Source organism: Flagellimonas olearia, assembly GCF_004150225.1.
Taxonomy (GTDB): domain Bacteria; phylum Bacteroidota; class Bacteroidia; order Flavobacteriales; family Flavobacteriaceae; genus Flagellimonas; species Flagellimonas olearia.
The window spans coordinates 184779-203975 of the sequence record NZ_ML142909.1 but is presented as its reverse complement, the minus strand read 5'-3'; the positions used below and the strand labels follow the sequence as shown (position 1 = coordinate 203975).

At 46.8% G+C, this 19197-nt stretch carries 18 protein-coding genes; 17 read left to right on the top strand and 1 reads right to left on the bottom strand.

Annotation, left to right across the window (positions count from 1 at the left end):
• The first annotated feature begins 39 nt into the window (after positions 1-39).
• The 17 genes from DN53_RS09930 to DN53_RS09855 all read left to right on the top strand — a co-directional run bounded on the left by DN53_RS09930 (position 40) and on the right by DN53_RS09855 (position 18433).
• On the top strand, positions 40-852 hold the full coding sequence (locus DN53_RS09930) for a hypothetical protein (RefSeq protein ID WP_109649948.1): 813 nt from the start codon (positions 40-42) through the stop codon (positions 850-852).
• 239 nt (positions 853-1091) lie between these two features.
• The gene (locus tag DN53_RS09925; protein ID WP_109649947.1) at positions 1092-2384 is read left to right on the top strand and encodes a toprim domain-containing protein; all 1293 of its coding nucleotides are present in this window, start codon (positions 1092-1094) and stop codon (positions 2382-2384) included.
• Positions 2385-2429: 45 nt separating this feature from the next.
• The gene (locus DN53_RS09920) at positions 2430-4895 is read left to right on the top strand and encodes a type IV secretory system conjugative DNA transfer family protein (protein WP_109649946.1); all 2466 of its coding nucleotides are present in this window, start codon (positions 2430-2432) and stop codon (positions 4893-4895) included.
• A complete protein-coding gene (locus tag DN53_RS09915; protein WP_109649945.1) occupies positions 4895-5293 on the top strand; it encodes a hypothetical protein in 399 nt (132 codons plus the stop codon). Before DN53_RS09920 ends, DN53_RS09915 begins: the two co-directional genes overlap by 1 nt.
• 242 nt (positions 5294-5535) lie before the next feature.
• On the top strand, positions 5536-6210 hold the full coding sequence (locus tag DN53_RS09910; protein ID WP_165357353.1) for a ParA family protein: 675 nt from the start codon (positions 5536-5538) through the stop codon (positions 6208-6210).
• Positions 6211-6212: 2 nt separating this feature from the next.
• The gene (locus DN53_RS09905; protein ID WP_109649943.1) at positions 6213-6677 is read left to right on the top strand and encodes a hypothetical protein; all 465 of its coding nucleotides are present in this window, start codon (positions 6213-6215) and stop codon (positions 6675-6677) included.
• A gap of 176 nt (positions 6678-6853) precedes the next feature.
• Entirely contained in the window at positions 6854-7030 is a 177-nt protein-coding gene (locus tag DN53_RS17925; protein WP_165357351.1) for a hypothetical protein, read from the top strand.
• Entirely contained in the window at positions 6963-7319 is a 357-nt protein-coding gene (locus DN53_RS09900; protein ID WP_109649941.1) for a hypothetical protein, read from the top strand. The genes DN53_RS17925 and DN53_RS09900 overlap by 68 nt, the downstream gene beginning before the upstream one ends.
• 2 nt (positions 7320-7321) lie before the next feature.
• On the top strand, positions 7322-7645 hold the full coding sequence (locus DN53_RS09895; protein ID WP_109649940.1) for a DUF4133 domain-containing protein: 324 nt from the start codon (positions 7322-7324) through the stop codon (positions 7643-7645).
• Positions 7630-10236 (top strand): TraG family conjugative transposon ATPase, encoded by a 2607-nt coding sequence (locus DN53_RS09890; protein WP_109649939.1) that lies wholly within the window; start codon positions 7630-7632, stop codon positions 10234-10236. Before DN53_RS09895 ends, DN53_RS09890 begins: the two co-directional genes overlap by 16 nt.
• Positions 10233-10862 carry a hypothetical protein gene (locus tag DN53_RS09885; RefSeq protein ID WP_109649938.1) on the top strand — a complete coding sequence of 210 codons (630 nt, stop codon included), beginning with the start codon at positions 10233-10235 and terminating at the stop codon, positions 10860-10862. The genes DN53_RS09890 and DN53_RS09885 overlap by 4 nt, the downstream gene beginning before the upstream one ends.
• 8 nt (positions 10863-10870) lie before the next feature.
• Positions 10871-11776, top strand: coding sequence for a TraJ family protein (locus tag DN53_RS09880; RefSeq protein WP_165357349.1), 906 nt, complete (start codon positions 10871-10873; stop codon positions 11774-11776).
• Positions 11777-11783: 7 nt separating this feature from the next.
• The gene (locus tag DN53_RS09875; RefSeq protein ID WP_109649936.1) at positions 11784-12410 is read left to right on the top strand and encodes a hypothetical protein; all 627 of its coding nucleotides are present in this window, start codon (positions 11784-11786) and stop codon (positions 12408-12410) included.
• A gap of 64 nt (positions 12411-12474) precedes the next feature.
• Positions 12475-13443 carry a conjugative transposon protein TraM gene (traM, locus tag DN53_RS09870; RefSeq protein ID WP_165357347.1) on the top strand — a complete coding sequence of 323 codons (969 nt, stop codon included), beginning with the start codon at positions 12475-12477 and terminating at the stop codon, positions 13441-13443.
• A complete protein-coding gene (locus DN53_RS09865) occupies positions 13440-14423 on the top strand; it encodes a DUF4138 domain-containing protein (protein WP_109649934.1) in 984 nt (327 codons plus the stop codon). Before traM ends, DN53_RS09865 begins: the two co-directional genes overlap by 4 nt.
• A gap of 90 nt (positions 14424-14513) precedes the next feature.
• Positions 14514-15065 (top strand): conjugal transfer protein TraO, encoded by a 552-nt coding sequence (locus DN53_RS09860; protein ID WP_109649933.1) that lies wholly within the window; start codon positions 14514-14516, stop codon positions 15063-15065.
• An 11-nt stretch (positions 15066-15076) separates the two neighbouring features.
• Positions 15077-18433, top strand: a complete 3357-nt coding sequence (locus DN53_RS09855; protein ID WP_109649932.1) for a TraQ conjugal transfer family protein — start codon at positions 15077-15079, stop codon at positions 18431-18433.
• Between the two features lie 44 nt (positions 18434-18477).
• Here the strand turns inward: DN53_RS09855 and DN53_RS09850 are convergent, their stop codons facing one another.
• A complete protein-coding gene (locus DN53_RS09850) occupies positions 18478-18963 on the bottom strand; it encodes a hypothetical protein (RefSeq protein ID WP_109649931.1) in 486 nt (161 codons plus the stop codon).
• Positions 18964-19197 lie beyond the last annotated feature (234 nt).

Here is a 19197-nt window from a genome sequence, read left to right as displayed (position 1 = left end):
TAACAATTGTTTATTAATCCTTAATTTAAAACTTGAAAAATGGAAAAACAAGCAGAGCAGGTTTTCGTAAAAGTGAACCAACGATGGCAACGGGCGACCGTGGTCGGAGAAAAAGACGGAAAGGTATCCGTAATGACCAATGACGGACAGTCGTTCAAACTTCCGAAAAACGAGAAGTACTTTGAACCCATTAAATCCAAAGAGCAGAAATTCGCCTATGGGGATGTAAGGGAACAATTGGAGGGACAGTACATCAGTTATGAAAAACTTTCCCAAAGCGTACGCAACAATCTGACCGAGGGGAAGGAACACTTCCACGAGTCCACCTATATCTCGGAGGGAGAGCTTAAGGAAAGTGCCAAGATGGTGCAGATGGTCTATGACAGGAACCTAGGTTCCAGATTGGATGTCCAGTACCGGAGAAATGAAATGGTAACGCTGGACAAGGCATGGGCCTATAACCATAGTTTCAGTGCCGATGAATACGATCGGATGGCGCACAAAAAGGAATTCGTCCTCTTTCAGGGAAGCACCAACGATGGGGAAGTGTTCCAAAAGCTGGCCTATTACGAACCCAAGGTACGGGACATCCGTACCAAAGCGGCTCTTTCCCCGAACACCTATTTTTATGGGGCAAAGTTGACTGTAAAACAGGCCGACGCGCTCAACAGGGGCCAAGAACTCGAAATGGAGATCAAGAGCAAGGTCCACGGAACCAAACCCTATTTGGTGTCCTATTCCCCGCGTAGGGAAACTTTTATCACCAAAAATATCGATTTGGAAAAAGCCAAAAAGCTTGAGGTAAATCCCGATGAAAAAAAAAAGTCGCGGAGCCGGGGTATAAAGGTTTGACCGGTTGACCCCTCTATGGGCCGTCCGTAATGGACGGCCTACTTTTCATCAAACCATACACAAAAACAAGGCCTCCCGCATTCGCATATCCATATGGAATGCGGCCAACAAATCCCATGTTCATAGGAAAGCCCATAACCCGTCCGTAGGTGGCCAGGCGGGTAGACACTTAATCAAATTATGGCAATACCAACTACCATAAATTAATACATATCAATTGCTTAGTGAATTCTATAGAGATGAAGAACTATTCCGAAAATCCCGGGCACTACAAACGGCTGATCGCCCAGATCGATAGCGAAGTAGATTTTTCCGGATATCTGATCGCACAGGGCTACCAACTGCTCAAGAAAAGTTCGGGCTCACAGGAATACCGAAAGGAGGCGGAACGCATCGTCCTACAGACAAGAAGGAACCCCGTGACCTATTTCAACCGCAACGACTCTTTGGACAAGGGACGATTTTTCAAATATCTGCATAATCGCTCCCCCAATTTTTACGAGGCCATAAAACAGGGACTGGACATTATCCAACGGGATTACCCGGAACCGCCCTCGGTCAAGCTGCAGCAAAAGAATAAAAGGTACGTTGGACTGGAAGAGCGTTATCGTATCGGCCCCCTGACCCGACCGAACTATTTAGCGGAAGTTCGCGGGCTCTCCATAAACACGCTCAAATCCGAAGCCTTCAAGGGCAGGATTTTTAATGCCTTCCATATCAGTGACAGCAACGGCCGTATCGCCAATATCGCCCTTCCCAAGTTCGATGTGGACGGCAAGATCAAGAACTATACCCTTTACAATAGGCCCTATCGGGACAGCAAGGACGGAAAGGTGAAAAAGTTCCGCTTGTTCCTCAACGGGCGTTATCAATACCTTTTCGTTTCAAATCCAAACATCAACGCGGAAAAAATAGTCTGTGTGGAGAGCGGTTTCGATGCCATGGCCTACCATGAACTACACGGTCGCCCAAAAACATTCTATATCTCCATGTCGGGCCATATCGACGGGCGGAAACTGGAACAGTTTCTCCAATGGAATCATAAGGTAGATCCATCCAATACGCTCCCCCTTCATTTGGCCTTCGACCAAGATATCGAAGGGATGCGCTACGACCTCATTGTCCTGGGCCATTGGATCAATCGAAAGTCAAAGGGGGTGTTTATCGAAACGGATTGGAAACGCCCCGTGATGCGCTTGAAATTGAACTATCTCTCCAAATCCGTCGTTGCCATGGAACGGGATACCGACTACATCAATGCACAGATTTCCAGCCCCCCCTACGGAATGCCCTACGGCCTACAAAAGCCCATCTGCTATCGCGACAAGGTGCTCTGGGAACTGGATCTGGAAAAAATTGTTCTTCTTCCCCAACATTCCAGAACCTATTGGAGTCTGGCGGTCGGGGCACTTTCACAATGCTTCGCGCAGGGCATGCTAAAAATGGACAAATCCCCCACCACGAAGGATTGGAACGAGGAACTGATCTCAATAAAAAAAAAGTCCGGTTGTCCGCCAGTGAACCTATGCTGAATACCGCCGTGAAAAGACCAGGGAAACCGCCAAAAAGAAAAGGATATGCACGATAAGAACAAGGGCTATATGGGCATGTACCTTTCCGCCTTCCACTTTGCCATTATTCTATTCGGGGAACAATATGCCCTTTATGTTTACCACTACGGGCATCACGGATTCTTGGACAGTATGTACTCGTTTCTGATTCGTTCCGGACTGCCATCCCAAGGCTTGGTCGCCCGACTGCTCCTGTTGGGCCTTCTGATGGGCGGAATTATGATATACCGTCCGGTTAAAAAGGAGGAGTTGGATCGTCAAAAAAATGTTGCAGGCTTTCTCGTGTCCTTGGCCCTGTTGTTCGTTTCTTGGTGGTGCCATGGTATTTTCGTATTGGGGATGTGGGCCGCTATGGTACTTCTTTCCTTGGCCTACTTGGGATTGATGACCTACGGGATGCGGTTATTCCAGTTCTTGGACTTTATGAACCCGGCTAAAAATGACCCTTTTAACGATACGAAGGAAACCTTCGAGCAGACAGGCAACCGAATCGATACGCCCTATTCCGCCAATATCCCATACACCTATTCCCATCATGGAAAACAACGAAAAGGATGGATCAATTTTGTCAATCTTTTCAGGGCATTGCTGGTCATCGGCACTCCAGGGAGCGGCAAGTCCTTTTCCGTTATCGAGGAAATCATGGCCCAGTTCATCGACAAGAAATTCGCCATGGTCATCTACGATTTTAAGTTCGATACGCTGACCCGTAAAGCTTATGGCTATTTACAGGAAGCCTTAAAAAGGCAAGGTAGCGATTCCAAAATGCCCTTTCCTAAACTGTACCGGATCTGTTTTGACGACCTCCGGATGACCCACCGGAACAACCCCATGGATCCCTATGGCCTGGTCAACCAATCCGATGCCATCGATACGGCCACGACCCTTATGAAAAACCTGAATCCCGAATGGATAAAACGGCAGGACTATTTTTCGCGCAGTGCCATCAGTTATACAGGGGGCTGTATCTGGTACCTCAAGAAAAAATCGGAAGAAACGGGCAAGTATCTCTGTACCCCCGGGCATTTGGCCATTTTGACCACGGTAAAAATCGACATTTTGATGGAGATCATGACCGAGGACGTGGAAGTACGCCAGATATTGGTCCCCTTTCGGGACGCTTTGGAAAAGGAGGCCATGGAACAACTGTCGGGCCAGACCAGTACGGTCCAGATAAGCCTTTCCAGCATTGCGACCAAGGAAATCTTCTATGTGATGTCCGGCAATGACTTCAGTCTGGAGGTGAACGATCCCCGATATCCCAAAATCGTGTCGCTACAGAACAATCCCGAACGGAAGGAAGTCTATTCCGCACCCTTGGGCCTGTACATGAACACCATCCTCAAACGGGTGAACAAACCGGGCAAGCGGCACATGGCATTGCTTATCGACGAGGTACCCACCCTGTTCATCATGTTGTTGCGGACCATAATCGATACCGGGAGGGAAAACAAGATCGCTACCATTTTGGGGCTTCAGAGCGTCGGACAGCTTATCCTGGATTACGGCCGGGAACTGGCCGATGTCATCTATGACAACTGTGCGAACCTTATCTGTGGCGCGGCCAAAGGCGAGACGGCCAAACGGTTGAGCGAGCTTTTCGGAAAGATCCATCAAGAAAAGGTCTCAAAGAACACGAGCAGCTCCGATGTCAGTACCAACCTGAGCACACAGATGATGGAACTCTTGCCCAGAAGCAAGATCGCGTCCATGTCCACTGGGCATTTCGCAGGATTGGTGGCCGACACCTTCGAACATCAGATCAAGGAAAAGAAATGTTATGGCCAGTTGCTCCCCGACATCGAAGGCAAGCGAAGGGCCATGAAGCACAAGTTGCCCGTTGTCAACGATTTCAAGCCGGAGAATTTCGGGGAACTGTTCCAAGCGCAGATGAAGCTCATAGAGGAGCTGGATTTACCGAAGAACGTCTCGGGCCTGTTTACCAAGGAAATCGGGTACATCGAATTTTATGGTACGCGTCTGGAAGAAACGGCCAAAAATGCATTTACCAATGGTACCAAACGCCGAATTTTTAAGGATGTGGTCAAGGAGCTTCGCCTGTTCGATTTTAGGGAGGATATTCTGGAACTGCTGAATACGGGTGCAAGGGGTGCCGATTGGCAAAGGTTATTGGCCCATATTGTGGAGGAATTTTTGGTGCGTACGGAAATGGACCGTGTGGCCCAAGCCGAATTTGACAAGATTATCAATGAAGTGGACAGCCTGGTGAAAGAGGAATATAAGGCAGTTACGGGAAAAGAGCTTGAGAGCGCCATATTTGACGAAAAGAAAATAAATGGTGAAATTGCAAGATCAATCGACAACTCCGAGGCGGCCGTAGAAAAGTTCATGGACGATTTCGGGAAGGAACTTGATGAGTCCCTGTCCCAAAGTTTGGCAGCTTTGCAGGAAGAGACGGAGTATAATTTTGATGAGGAATTTTCCTCGTATCCCATAGAAAATTTTGAATAATGGACATTGAATCGATCATCAATCTGGACTCCAAGGATCTGGGGTATATCGGGGAACGCTTAAAGGAAATACGTCTTGAACTGGTGGAATTGGACGATGTCGAGGACAAAAGGTTCAGTCAGTTTTCGATGACCAACCTAAGCGATTACCTGAACATGGACCGTACAACTTTGGCCAATGTGGAGCGCGGTTCCTCAATGGTCAATTCCATCAAGATCATCCTCTATTTTTACAGTTTGGGCTATAATCCCATTTGGATTTTGTTACCCGATAACGAGTTCGTGCAAAAGCGTAATCTCGGGGAAAATATGGTCTACCAAGAAGGACTTCGCGAGAAATACCTTGAGCTGGAGGAACGGGTTTCAGAGGCCATGAAGGATTTCAAATCGTCCTTGTAAATTTTGCATTCGAAGTAATTTCTTGCCGTTAAAAAGATTTAGGTTCAATATCCCCATTATTGTCCGCAACAATCTACCTGTGCTTTGTTCAATTGCTGTATAGCAATGTCCATGGCATTATACAATCATTGCTATATAGCAACCTATAATGCAATGGATATTCAATGCTATATAGGGATATAGTTTCAAATGTTCATAGTATCATATGGCCATATGATACTATGGTTTTAAAAAGTATATTTATGGAAACAAAAATAATTTCATGTACAGGGGAAAAGGGCGGTTGTGGCAAGACGACCCTGAATATCATCTTGGCCACCAACCTTTTCCACCTGTACGGGAAGAAAGTAGTATTGATCGACATGGACAATCCCCAGTACTCTGTGTACAAAAAGAGGAACCGAGATCTTGGACAGGTAGGTTCGACCGAAATGCCGATATTTCCCGTGGAGCGGGCAACGGTCCAGACCTTGGAACCGTTGATTAAAAAATATTATGGTACCGTGGATTTTATCATCGTCGATTTCCCCGGAAACCTTAACGAGGAAATGGTAAGGGGGCTGCTGTATGTCGAACATATCTTCATTCCCTTTTTCCTTGACGAACTGGAAATCGACAGTACGGCGGTGTTCTACAAAACACTGCAGAAGAACTATCTATGGAACGAAAATCGGGTACTGCGTTCCGTCAACCTGTTCTTCAACCGCTACGAGCTGGTCAAGGTCAATAAGTTCGATGCGGTAAGAAAAACCCTGGCAAAAGCGGGAATGCCGATGATGGAACAGGTCGTCATGGAACGGACCGTATACAGGGAGCGATACCGGAATACCCTAATTCCTATTCCCGCAACAAAAGAGAACGGGGAACTGGGGCTAAAACGATTTATGGAAGAGGTTATGAAAATTTCAAAAAATTAAAAATGGGCAAAAAAGTAAACGTTAAGGACTTGCTGGAATCGGCCATTCTAGAGAATACGGATACCAAGTCAGCCGTCGAGGGACTCAGGGAACAACGGCACGGCACGGTCGGAAAAGTTGGAAAAAGTACGGTCCGGAAAAACGAAAGAAACGATGATTACGTTAAAGATGGTAACACCCATGGGGCCACGGGACGTACATTTCCCTTGGCAAAGTTAAGCCGTAGGGAACAAAAGAAGGTAATGGATTTCGAGACGTTGCTGGAGCAAGACAATTATACCGACAAAAAGGAGCAATTTATCTTTAGATTGAGCAAGACCTGTTTCGAGGACTATGAGCGACTGGCCAGCGCATGCAGCTACAAGTTGGAAAAAAAGGTCTCGCGCAACGATATCATGCGAAAGGCCTTGGAGCTTTACCACCAAGAAAACATTCGGGAACTTCAACGAATTATCGACAAGATTTGAATTGGCAGTGGGAACATATCGTCTATGCCGTCATCGGTATCCTGTGCCTGTTGTGGTACCTATGGGTCTTTGTCATACTTAAAAAATCCAAAAACAAAAAAAATGTTCAGGAAAATGATTCATATATGCAAAAATCACATATATTTGTAAAAAATACATCTTCAAAGGATAAAGATATGGACCAGTTACTCAACCGTGTCGATGAGAATGAAACCAGCTCCGAGCTGTTGGATATTTTCAATGCGTCCGATAAAGATGTTCAGAATGAATCCTTAATTCCAGAACATGAAAAATTCAAGATTATCAAAAATTCCGAGTCCCCTCCGGAACCGGAGGTGGACGACTCCGATTAACGTCTTCCTGACCCTACTCCTTATTGTTGCTTTCCATTCGGCCGGCTTTGCCCAGATCGATGAACTGGTCGATCAGGTCAACGAAGCGGAACAGGGTACGGCACAGATAGGGAACAGTATTTTCCGCATCATCAAGATTGCCGCAGGCGTACTTCTGGCCATCGCGGCACTGGCCTTTCTCATCATCAGGGAACAGAACCAGGACATGGCCCGTAAAGTGGGCAACGCCATTGTTGGGCTGGTCATTTTCTACGGCCTTATCGAGATCGGGGAAAACTTGGCCAACTGATCATGGAAAACAAGATGGTCAAAATTCCAAAGGCCCTGCAAAAGGACGTTTCCTTCCTTGGGCTTCGCGCCAAATATGTGGATCAAGCCTTTAAGGGCTCGTTCCTGTCCCTGATGGTTGGACTGTTCCTCAGTACGGTCATCCCGACCTTTCTTAGCCTTTTGCTTTCCTTCTGTACCGCGGCCCTCTATATCGCACTCATGCTTTTCTATTCAAAGGCGTACGGGGAAAATGGCTTTATCAAGTCCCAAGCGGACAGAAAGGGGCCGGATACCATTAAGGGCCATGTCAACAAAAAAATGTTGGTGCTATGGAAAAAAGATTGAATCTTATGGATGCCTTTCCCATTTATGGTTATGAGGCACCGATCTTGGTATCAAAGGAACGAGGTTGCCTGAGCATTCCGCTGCAATTGGAACTTCCCGAGATCTACACTTTGGATAGTAAGGACTATCTGAACCTGAACCGGATGGTCTCGGGTATCATGGAAATCCTGGGCGAGAACTGTCTTTTGCACAAACAGGACCTCTTCTTCGGGGAAACCTATTCAATGGACCGACAACGGTTGGAACGGGATTTTTTCGAGACCGAGGACGAGCTCTATTTCAAGGACAGGCCTTTTTTGGAGCACCGGTGCTATCTGGCCATCCATAAAGTGCCGAAAAACTATATCGGGCGCACGCCTATCGGGGCCAATTCCTTCTTAAAAAAGGAGCGACGGTTCTATGGCCAAAGCTATGTTCCCGAAGAATACCTCGATGGGGACACAATGGCGGATTTCGAGGCCAGGGTCGGTGCCGTCAACGATCTTATCAACGATTCGGGTCTGATGACCTCGAAAATCCTTGATTCCGAGGGACTTTTCGGTCGAGCGGGCTATTACGATTGTTATCTGGAAGCGGGCTACGGGGAAGGTACGGGCAGGGATATCGACTTTTCCGAACACGGGCTGCGGGTCGGCGACAAACAAGGGCAATACTTCACTTTGGAAAATCTGGACCAGTTCTCCAAGGAGGATATGGCCTTTCATGAGTATTTTGGAAAATATAGTGCCGGGGACAACCTGTTCCCTATAGGGAACCTGTTTTCCTTGGGTTTTCGGATTCCGCAGGAGCATATTATCAACCAATATATCTATATCCCCGAAAAGGAGAAGGCCATGGCCAAACTTAGGTCGAAGGCGAAACGTCTGGACAAATATGCCCGAAACCGCAAGGGGGACAAGAACAGCACCTACCGGGACCAAATCTATGATTTCCAGCAGCATATCCTGAACGAGCATAAGGAACTGGTCTATTATCACTTGAACGTATTGGGCCTTTCCAATTCCAAAAAGTCCTTTAGGTCGATGTGCAATTCCGTCCGGTCGGCTTTTCGGAAGTTGGGCATCCATGCCACGGAAAATAACGTGGACCGAAAAAACCTCTTTTTCGGGGGTATCCTTGGCAACGGCATCGGACTGAGCATGGAACTCTTCAGTCCCTTTTCCTCGGAGATGGCGGCCAGCCTTTGGTATTTTGAAGGGGGCTATCGAAACAGGATGCACGGCCCCCACGGCCTACGCATGGTCGATAGGGCCACGGGTAAACCTTTATTGGTAAGTCTCTACCGTGATCCCGAGGCAAAGGACTGGATCTTTAACCGGGGCATGCTCATCGCCTCGGGATCCGGTGGCGGAAAGACCTTTTATGCCAATGCCTATCTGTTCTCCGAATATCGCGAGGGAGCGGAAATCCTCATTCTTGAGAACGGGAATTCCTATGACAAGTTGCTGGACCATCTGGACGGCGTCGTCATAGAGAACGACGACCAAAAGCCCTTTACGTTCAACCCCTTTATGCTGGATTCAGGGGATATGGTAGAAAAGGACGGCCAAAAGATGCTTACCGAGCACAAGCTGACCCAGCTTATCGCATTGGTTTATCTTCTATTGGGGCGAAAGGATACTACAACGGACGACGGTCATGACAGTGCCGTAATCCAGACCATTATCGAATTGTTGGTACAGGGATATTATAGGGACCAGTTCCTTAAGGATAATCCCGATAACTCCTTCAATTCTTTTTATGGGTATTCGGAAAGGCATTTGGAGCGGCTTATGGATTCCAAGGGCATACGAAAGGAAGTCTTCGACCCCAATCTGTTTTTACTGCTCTTGGGCAAATATGCCCAAGATGGCCCCAGGGCATACCTGTTGAACAGCAGGGACAAAAGGATAGCCCAATTGGGTCGTGAAAGGTTGGTATACTTCAAACTTGAAAACCTGATCGAAAACGAGCAGCTCTTTCCGATCCTGGCGTTCCTGATGATCGATGTGTTCGACAAAAAACTGAAGGATCCCAAAAAACTTTCCCTAAACAAAATATTGGTCGTTGACGAGGCGTGGAACCTGTTCGACAATCCGATTATGGCCAATTATTTTGACGCCAAGTCCAGAATGGCCCGGAAATATGGGGGCCAACCCATTTTTATCTCACAGAAGGTAAGCGACTTTGTCAAATCCAAGTACATCGGCAATACCATCGTGGTCAACAGCCATATCAAAGTGTTGCTGGACCTCGGCGAATTCGGCAATTCCTTTGGGGAGATCCAACGGTTATTGGGCCTGAACGAGAAACAGAAGCAACTGATCCTTTCCATCAACAAAGATTTGCCCATGGGCCGAAAGCTAAGGGAAATGGCCATTTGTTGGAAGGACCGCGTCAAGGTGTTCGGATTGGAGACCTCGTTGCCGACCAAATGCCTGTTCGAGACCAACCCCAACGAAAAAGCAAAGATCAACCGTCTCCACGAAAAACACGGTCGTGTTTGGCAAAGAACGGCCAACGCCTACAAACAGCTGCAGAACGAACTGGCGGAATCCGGTTTTGGGAATTTGAGCGGCAGCGACATTAACCCTAAAAATAGAAAACGATGAAGTACTTAAAACCAAAACTTGTATGCCTAAGAATTTTAATCGGGCTACTCCCTTATTTCGGGGCCGCCCAGATTCCGGTGACCGATGTAGCGGCCAACGCCCAACTGGTCATCCTCAATCAAAATGTGGCCACGCTGAATTCGCAACTGGTCACCTTGAACTCGACCATGGGCAAGCTTTTGGCACAAATGGAACGGAACGTTACCGCCAATTCCAGTGCCTCCAAAATCCTTAGCCAAGACCTTACGGCAAAAAGGACTCCTGCCAGCTATGTCATGGGAAGTCCCGAAATGACCGAACTCTATGACCTGAAGGACAAAATTGTGGAAGCCTATAAGGGCACGCAGAAAAACCTGCGTTCGTTCGCCAATCTGGAAAAGGTGGAAAAGGAAAGGGCGACCGAAGCGTTGGCCGATGCCCTCGTGCAGGTTACGTCTTTGGTCTCACAAGGATCGCATATCGCCTCCACGGGCGAGATCATCGAATCGGCCGATAGACTTTCTGCCTTACGGTCGATCTTGGACAGAATGGACAGCGTGCTGGAAACCATCATAAAGGTCAACACCTCCCTTTTACAGAAAAACGAACACCGAAAAGCGGTCTATTCCTTGATCAAGACCAATTGATGTACGTTATGCAATCGGATACAGGTTTTAGGGTAACGGTCAACACGATATTCGACCAATATATCGATGATGCCTTTGCGAATTTGGGGCCCACCTTGGGCATTGGTTTTCAAATGGCAAAGATCGGGTTGGGCATTTTCGCCATCATGCATTTTGTGGGCAATGATCGCGCCGATGTGTTCAAGGCCCTAAAGTGGTTTCCGTTGATGTTCATCCTTTTCAACTACTCGGAGTTTGCACACGCCATCTTTGAATTTTACAACAACCTTGGTTCCTCGTTTGTCAGCACCCAAAAGAACTGGGATACCATCGGGCAAAAGGTGGCCTTGGCGCAAATCGACGTGGCGGCCAATAATGCAGTGGAATGGAACATGTTCAGTTTGGATATCGATGCGTTGCAATCCTTTGCACTTACCGGTTTGGCAGGTTCCATAACGGCCTTTGCCCATATCATCTCCACGTTGATTTTCGTGGGCATCAAGGCATTGGCCACCATCTACCTGTTCATCCTTATCATTTTCGGGCCGATCAATATCGGGCTTTCGTTCATTCCCGCCATTTCCGGCCTTTGGAAAGCCTGGTTGCAAAAGTTCATGAGCCTCTGCCTATGGCTTCCCATGTTATATGTAGTGGATATGTTCATGGTCAACCTTGTCGACGCACTCGTGGACCATTTGTTGCGTAACAGCGCCTACGACCTCGGGTTGATACTGAGTTCCTCACTCCTGATTCTAATGACTTCCTTCTTCTATATCAAGGCCCCTACACTGGCCAACTTTGTAGTGCAAGGACTCAACATATCGGGCGGCGGGATCGTCTCCAAGCCCAAGCATTACGGCAAAAAAGCAATACAAACGGTCATCGATGCAAAGAGCGGCGGGGCCACAAAAGCGGTTAGGACACTTACACAATAACAAGGTTATGAAGGGAAAATACGAGATATTCAATGATATCGCCCAAAGTAGAAGGCACAACAACAGGCTCGTCTATAGCTGCTTGGTCTTGATGATAGCGGTCTTCGCGATCGCTATCTATTTCGTAGTATCGGCCCATGAGCGTGCCAACAATAACGCCTATGTGCTGCATGGTGGGCAACGCCTCCCCATGGTACCGATCAGGGATGCCAAGGAAAACCTCGAAATCCTTTGCGAAGGTCATGTCCAAAACTTTCATGAGCTGTTTTTTTCCTTGGAACCCGATCTGAACCTGATCAAAAGAAACATAGAGGAAAAAGCCTTGTTCATGGTCGATTGGTCAGGCAACCGTTTATATGCCCGTTTGGTCGAAAAAAAATACTTCCATGATGTGGTAATGCGTGACTATCACTACTTTGTGGAACTTGATTCGATTCAAATCGACTATGCAACCTATCCGTTTCCGTTTACTTTTTACGGCAAACAGGCCATAGAAAAAGGCAAATCCACAACGTATAGGAACTTGGTCACTAAGGGGCACCTGAAAAAAGCGGGCATTACCCCGAACAACCTGAACGGAATCAAGATTATCGACTTTGAGGTCGTGGACAATTCCGATCTCGAGCGTAGGTAACATGAAATTCAGTGGCAACATAAAGCGTTTGAAGCGATGGGTCGTAAGGCACAGAAATTTTGCTATGGCCCTACCTTTTATTCTGGTACTGACCAGTTTTTTTGTCATTGAGAACGTCAAGGATTTCCAAATGGGGTTCGGCAACACTACCGATCCCACGAATGGCTTCAATCCAGAACTTCCCGGCAAGGTTCCGACCTTGGAATCCGAAGCTATCGCCGAGCCTTGGAAATTAAAGGACTCAACAGAAAAGAAAAAGGCAGGGAAATCTTCGTCCTTACCGGACATGACCCAAATGAATGATTCGCAAAACGATTCGCTCCAAAGAATCTTGAAGCGATTGGAAGGGCTATCCTTGGATACTAAACCACAGAAAGTGGTGCAGGCCAACCTTCCAGATAGGAAGAAAACCGCAGAAAGGGAAAAGAAGAGCGCGATGACCGCTGAAGAGCAGAAGCAAAAATTCGTGGAGAACCGCTTGGCCTACCGTGAAATGCTGCTGGAGGGAAAAAGGAAAATAGTCGGGGAATCCTTGAGCGGAAACCGCAAGCCTCAACGGGAACGGATGCCCGTTACCAAAAAGCCGATTTTCTTTAGGGCAACGGTATATGGCGACCAGTTCATCTTGCCCAATGAGAACGTAAGGCTTCTACTCATGGAAGATATGGTCCTTAGCGAAAAACGATTTCCGAAGAATACCTTCATCTACGCTATGGCTTCGATACAGGGAAACAGGGTGTATTTGGATATAGACAATATCGAGCACCATCCGGTCGATATCTCCGTCAGGGACTTCAACGATGGCAGGGAAGGAATCTACAACAAAAGGGCCGGGGAACTCTGGAGGGAGTACAAGGCCGAAATGGGAGGCGATGCACTGCGAGGGGCCACCGACGAAATCACCAGCGGCGCACCGAATGTTTTAAAAGGCATCGCCCAAGGGTTGGGGACTTTCCTTCGAAAAAAAAGGTTACGGGAAAAAGAAAAAATCCTATTGATGGATGATTATGAACTCTTATTGGCAACACAATGAAAATAAAAGCTGTACTTACAATAATTGGGCTATCGGGTTCCCTATCGGTTATGGCGAAAATGGACACCATTCCGGTTTCAAGGAACTATAAGACCATTCTGGTACTGCCCGCCCCTTATGATTTTTCCATCAATGGGAAGGAGCTGAATTTTTTGGAGTCCTTCCCGACGAAAAGTGCTTCCGCAACCTCAGAGCGTATCGTTTTGCTTATCTATAACGATGTGGCGCCCGACACCTCCGATTTTACGAACTATACCATTTATACCCGTGACGGTCGTGCCTATGATTTTATCCTGCAACTTGTGGACATCCCCGCCAAGAAGCGATGGACCATAACCACCGACATGGTCGATAACCTCGTAGAGCTATCCCATAAAAAAAGTGCTACTGAATTGGATGAATCCGACTTTGCCTCACATCCTGACATAAAGGACACTTTAGCAACTACCAAAACAGTTGGGGAAAAATTGGAGATTAAGCTCGAAAAGGAAATCGATGGGGAACCCTTGCCGCTTACCCAGGAATTGTATGTCTTGGATAGAATGGAATATATACGGCGGAGATGTTATTACAACCAGTTCAACAAGGGCAAGATCATCCGATATTTTTCCAAATACGATGATGTATTTCTCTGGCTGGAGAACGTGTACTATGAGAATAACGAAATATACCTACAGTTTCGCTTGGAGAACAAGGAACATATAGACTATGACGTCAATTTTATAAAGTTCAGCATCGCCACCAACTACAAGAATAGTTCGAGCAATGTCAAGACGGAACACAAACCCTTGTTCAGGTACAAAGTTCCCAAAAAAGTCGAGGGGAATTCCGAGAACTATTTCATGGTGGTCTTCGATAAGTTTACCCTTGACCGGAGAAAGTCCCTCATGGTGAATCTAGATGAGGAAAAGGGCAATCGAAACCTATCCTTGGATATAGACCAACTTGTCATCAATAACCCATCAAGATTTAAATTATGAAAGGCCATAATGCGCATTTATAAGATAATGACCAACTCCAATAGATATAATAAAAAAACTGTCATCACTGGTTGGCTAAATTTTAAATAGATGAGAACAAAGTTATTTTTCATTACGGTACTGTTTTGTCTTGCGGGTTCAGCCGTTTCAGGCCAAATGCGGGGCAACCTTGCTTCTTCGGTCGGCGTGAGCGGTGGCTATGTCGAGGATGGTTATGGTATTATGGGAACGTTCAATTTTCATCCCAATCGGTTCCAATATTTTCAGATAAGTGTTTTGGCCGCAATTGCCGAGGACAAGGGTGCCCAAAATATTCCGTACAATATTTTCACTATCCAGCCGGGGCTGTATTATCGTGTATTTATGGCCCCTCGAAGAAAAAATTTTAGTCTCTTCCTCGGTGGAGGTGGGCTGTTCGGATACGAGGTCATCAACAACGGGAGCAATGAACTGCCCACCGGTGCGCTTATCAATGGCAAAAGCCAATTTATTTACGGCCTATATCTCGGTGCTGAAATGGAAATAGGCTTGAGCAATGATTTTTCGCTATTGGTCAAGGCCAACGAATACTACCATGTCAATTCGGACGTGGGAAATTTTTATCCGTATGTCGGCGTCGGCCTACGGTATTTTTTGTTTTAAAAAGCGACGTTATGAAATTCAATACCCCACAACGCATAGTCGCCATAGGTTCGCTATGCATGATATTTATAATTGCCTGTAGCAAGGACTTTGAAGGAATAGTCCAGGATTCCTTTGATTTTACCTTTGATGGTAACAACGAGGAAAACGGTTTTGTATTTGAAACTGCAAGAACGGATTTCAGCTTGGAACCAGAGCGGATGGTCTCCACCGTTTCCTATTTCATGAAATATAATATCCTTGACGGAAAAGGCTATTATTTAGGTACGGAAAACGATACCATCCGCGAAAATGACACCATTTTGGTCAAGGACTTTGACCTATCCTACCGGTATATGCCCATCGATACGGGTATTCACAAAGTCAAGGTATTGGCCTGGGATTCAAACCAATTGCAAAAGGAGTTGGAGTTGGCCTACAATGTCAAGTACGCCAGTTTCAGCTTTCTCTTGGGAAAGGGTACCGAGGATTTCATTATCAATAGTCGGAATCCCGTAAATGTAACCTTGCTACGGGACAAGAACACGGTAGCTCCGAATGGGGAATCGACCGAGGAATTTGAGATCACCTACCAACTGGAAGATGGTTCGGGCAAGCTTCATTTGGACGATGTTACCTACGATGCTGGAAACCCCTTTAAGTTGCCCAAGGGCGTTACCGAATTTGGCTACTTACCAGAAACCTTGGGCGAGCACAAATTGACCATGGTTGCCAAGGCTCCCGATGGGGCATCCCTGACGAACGAGTTGCTGCTGACGGTCGGAAATGTTAATTTCACGTTCAGGGCAACCGCGGCATCCTCACAGGTGGAGCTGGACACCAACCTGGCAATCAATATCGATTTGCAGACACAGGACGAGGAAAGCGAAGTTACCTATGATATTAGCCATTCCTTTTCTTCCGATAGCCAAGGCGCGGGAACCGTACGGGACCAGAATGGCGGGGTCATGGACCCCGGGACTTTTCGCGGCATTGATCCCGGGAATTATAACTATACTTTTGAGGACGATGAATTGGGGCAGCGCAAAATCTATTTTGATATACGAGACAGCAATGGCCAGAGGAAAAGGGACAGTGTCGAGATCGAGATTGCCAACATTCCCTTCACGTTTAGTGGAAATTCGGAAAGCAACCAGGTATTCGTAAACCAACGGACACAGCTTAATTTCAACATTAAATCGAACGGTAACACATCCAATATCGATTATTTCCTGACCTATGACCTAGAAGAAGGAAACGGAAGGGTTACTGGGGTCAATGGAAATACGATCCGGAACAATACTGACTATCCGGTCGACTTGGGTAATTTCCCATTGTTTTATACGCCGGAAACCTTGGGCCCGCATCGCATCAATTTTCTCGTTACGGACAATTACGGGCAAGCGGTCGGACCTGTGGAGATCGATCTGGATGCCAATCCCCTTGAACTGGAATTCAATGCCTCGGCCAATAGTAACGAGGTATTGGTAGGCCAGCGTGGTACGATTTCATTGAGCCTTATCGAACAAGGGGATTACGATGGGGTTTCCTATGAACTGAATTACTTTATTTCAGGTGGCGGCGCACAATTGTACAATGGAAATTCGCCAATAATCCCTAGCCAATATTTTTCGGTAAGTCCGGGAAGCTTTGCGTATGATTTCGTTGGGGACCAGGCAGGAACCTACGAAATAACCTTTTTGCTTCGTGACAGCAACGGTCAGATTCTTGAAGATAAGGTTACCGTTGTCGTTGGCAACAACGACTTTACGGTCAATATGACCCCGTCCAAGGCTACTGAGTTTTCCAACATTCCGGTGGGTATGATTGTGGATATCGACGAAGTTCCCGACGGAGCGAACGACAGTTACACGGCTTTCTTTTCCTCTAGTCAAAACGGGTCGATGTCCATTAATGGTATAACTTACGGTCCGGGGGAACAATTTCCTTTGGGTGCCGGGGTCAACAATATTTCCTATACCGGATCGGAACCCGGACAGCATACTATCGTTCTCAGTGTCGAATCGGGATCGGACGTTACGCGAACGGCCAACACTACCATCACTTTTGACCAGGTCGATTTTACCTTTACCGGGGGCACCCAAAAATCGGACATAACCGTAGGGGAAACCACTGGCCTCAATTTTAATATTTCGGAAAGTGTCGGATCTTCGGATTACACCATGCGTTTCAGTATGAACGGCAATGCGCTTATCAGGGACAACAACGGTATAGAGGTAAGCCCCGGGAACAGTTACAATGTCAATACGGGCAACTTTAACTGGACGCTCGAAGGTACCAATGAAAGTACCGTTCGAATGGCTTTCACGGTCCGAAACGATACCGGATTGGAGAAAACCGTGGATATTACGGTAAACGTGGCGGCCAAGGATTACACCTTTACCGCATCGGGCACCTTGCAGCAGGCCTATACGGGGGAACAGGTGGATGTTAACTTCAATATTTCCGAAATTGGAATCGGGGGAGATACCTACGAGATGTATTTTTCGGCAAACGGCAACAATGGTTCTTTTGAATATGAGGGCACTAGCTACTCCGCTGGGGAAAGCTTTGATGTACCTGTGGGGGCATTCGCGGGAAAGTATGCCGGAACGACCGAGGGCAGCCATAACATCACTTTCACGGTGCGGTCATCATCGGATGTGGAGAAAACGGCCAGTGTCAATATCAACTACGAAGTATATGAAGAACCGTTCGAGTTGACCATTAGTCAGGCCCCTGGGGAACGCTTGGAAGAAGAACCTTTTAACATCACAGTCATTACCAATGCCATTGGCACTCATGATCCGGCCGTGACCTATCAAATGACATTTTCTTTCAATGGAAACCGTGTCGGTTATTTCTTTTATGGTGGAAATAGATATGATGAGGGGGAAACAATTCCATTGAACTATGGGAGTACCAACCTTACTTTCTATCCTGAAACCTCAAATACGTTTACCATTGATTTTGAGGTGGAGAACTCAACGGGGCATTCCAAAAGCGGAAGCACATTTGTTGACACCTTAGGAAGGCCCATGGCATTGGTCAAAGGGGAAAAGCACAATGTCAGTTGTGGTGGATTGAACGGCTGCGATTATCAAGTCAGGATCTATACCTGTTTTGATATCGGGTGTTCGGAGGCCTATGGCGGAGCTACCTTGGACCAGGTAGAAATCAGGATATTCAACCGGAGTACCAACCGATGGGATACCCGATTGTTCAATTACAACGAAGCCACGGGCAGTGGAGTGGATAGGTATTTCATGTTGGAAGAGGAACCCCGAGAAAGCCGTTTGAAATATCTTGATCAGGACTTTGAGGTCAGGGTAAGGGATACCAATGGCCAATGGAGTGATAAAGTGACGGGGAGAGTGGTCAGAGTTTGAGGCTCAAGAGCACTTTTAATGCAGTAAGCTAAACATAACTAAAACTAGCTTCTCTTGAAAGAATAGGTAATCACTACATCCTGATCATCCAGAAAATCCTCTTGGTCGACTACCAATCGGTTTTGGCTAAACTCCACGATAATCCAATCGTTACGATTATCAAATCGTATGATCCGGTTGTCAATTAGTTCGTAACTATCGTCCTCGACATTTTGAAATGCGGGTACTTCCCCACAGGACAGTCCGTTCTCATTAATGGAAAAAGCACCTTTTTCTTCAGCTCCCCGAGAGCTGAAGAAAGTGAGATTATCCTTTAAGCATTGGCGTATTTCGTTTGTGTTGAACAGGTCTACATTGACCGTGCCGTCGCCATTGATGTCCACGGCTGTATTGGAATCAATCGACTCATATTCCCATTGTCCCAACAAAGCTTGGCTCCTATCCGATTCCGTAACACTGTCGTCGTCGCTATTGCACGAAAAAAATAGCATCATCGGGAATGCAAGAATGATGAAAATATTTGGTTTCATGGGAATTGGCCTTGGGTTATTACAAATATATCAATAAGGATTACACATTTTAAACAAGAATTTTCAAAATTAATTGTGCGTAGGCAAGATAAATGCATGGAGCGCTTTTTCTGCGCCTCCATGCTTTTATGCGCGGTGCCGAGGATGTTTAAAAACCGTAGCCGGAAAGACGACCGAATGCGGGCCAGCGAAGCGTGCCCGCTCGGTCAGGATTGGAGGTGGAGGGTTTTCAAC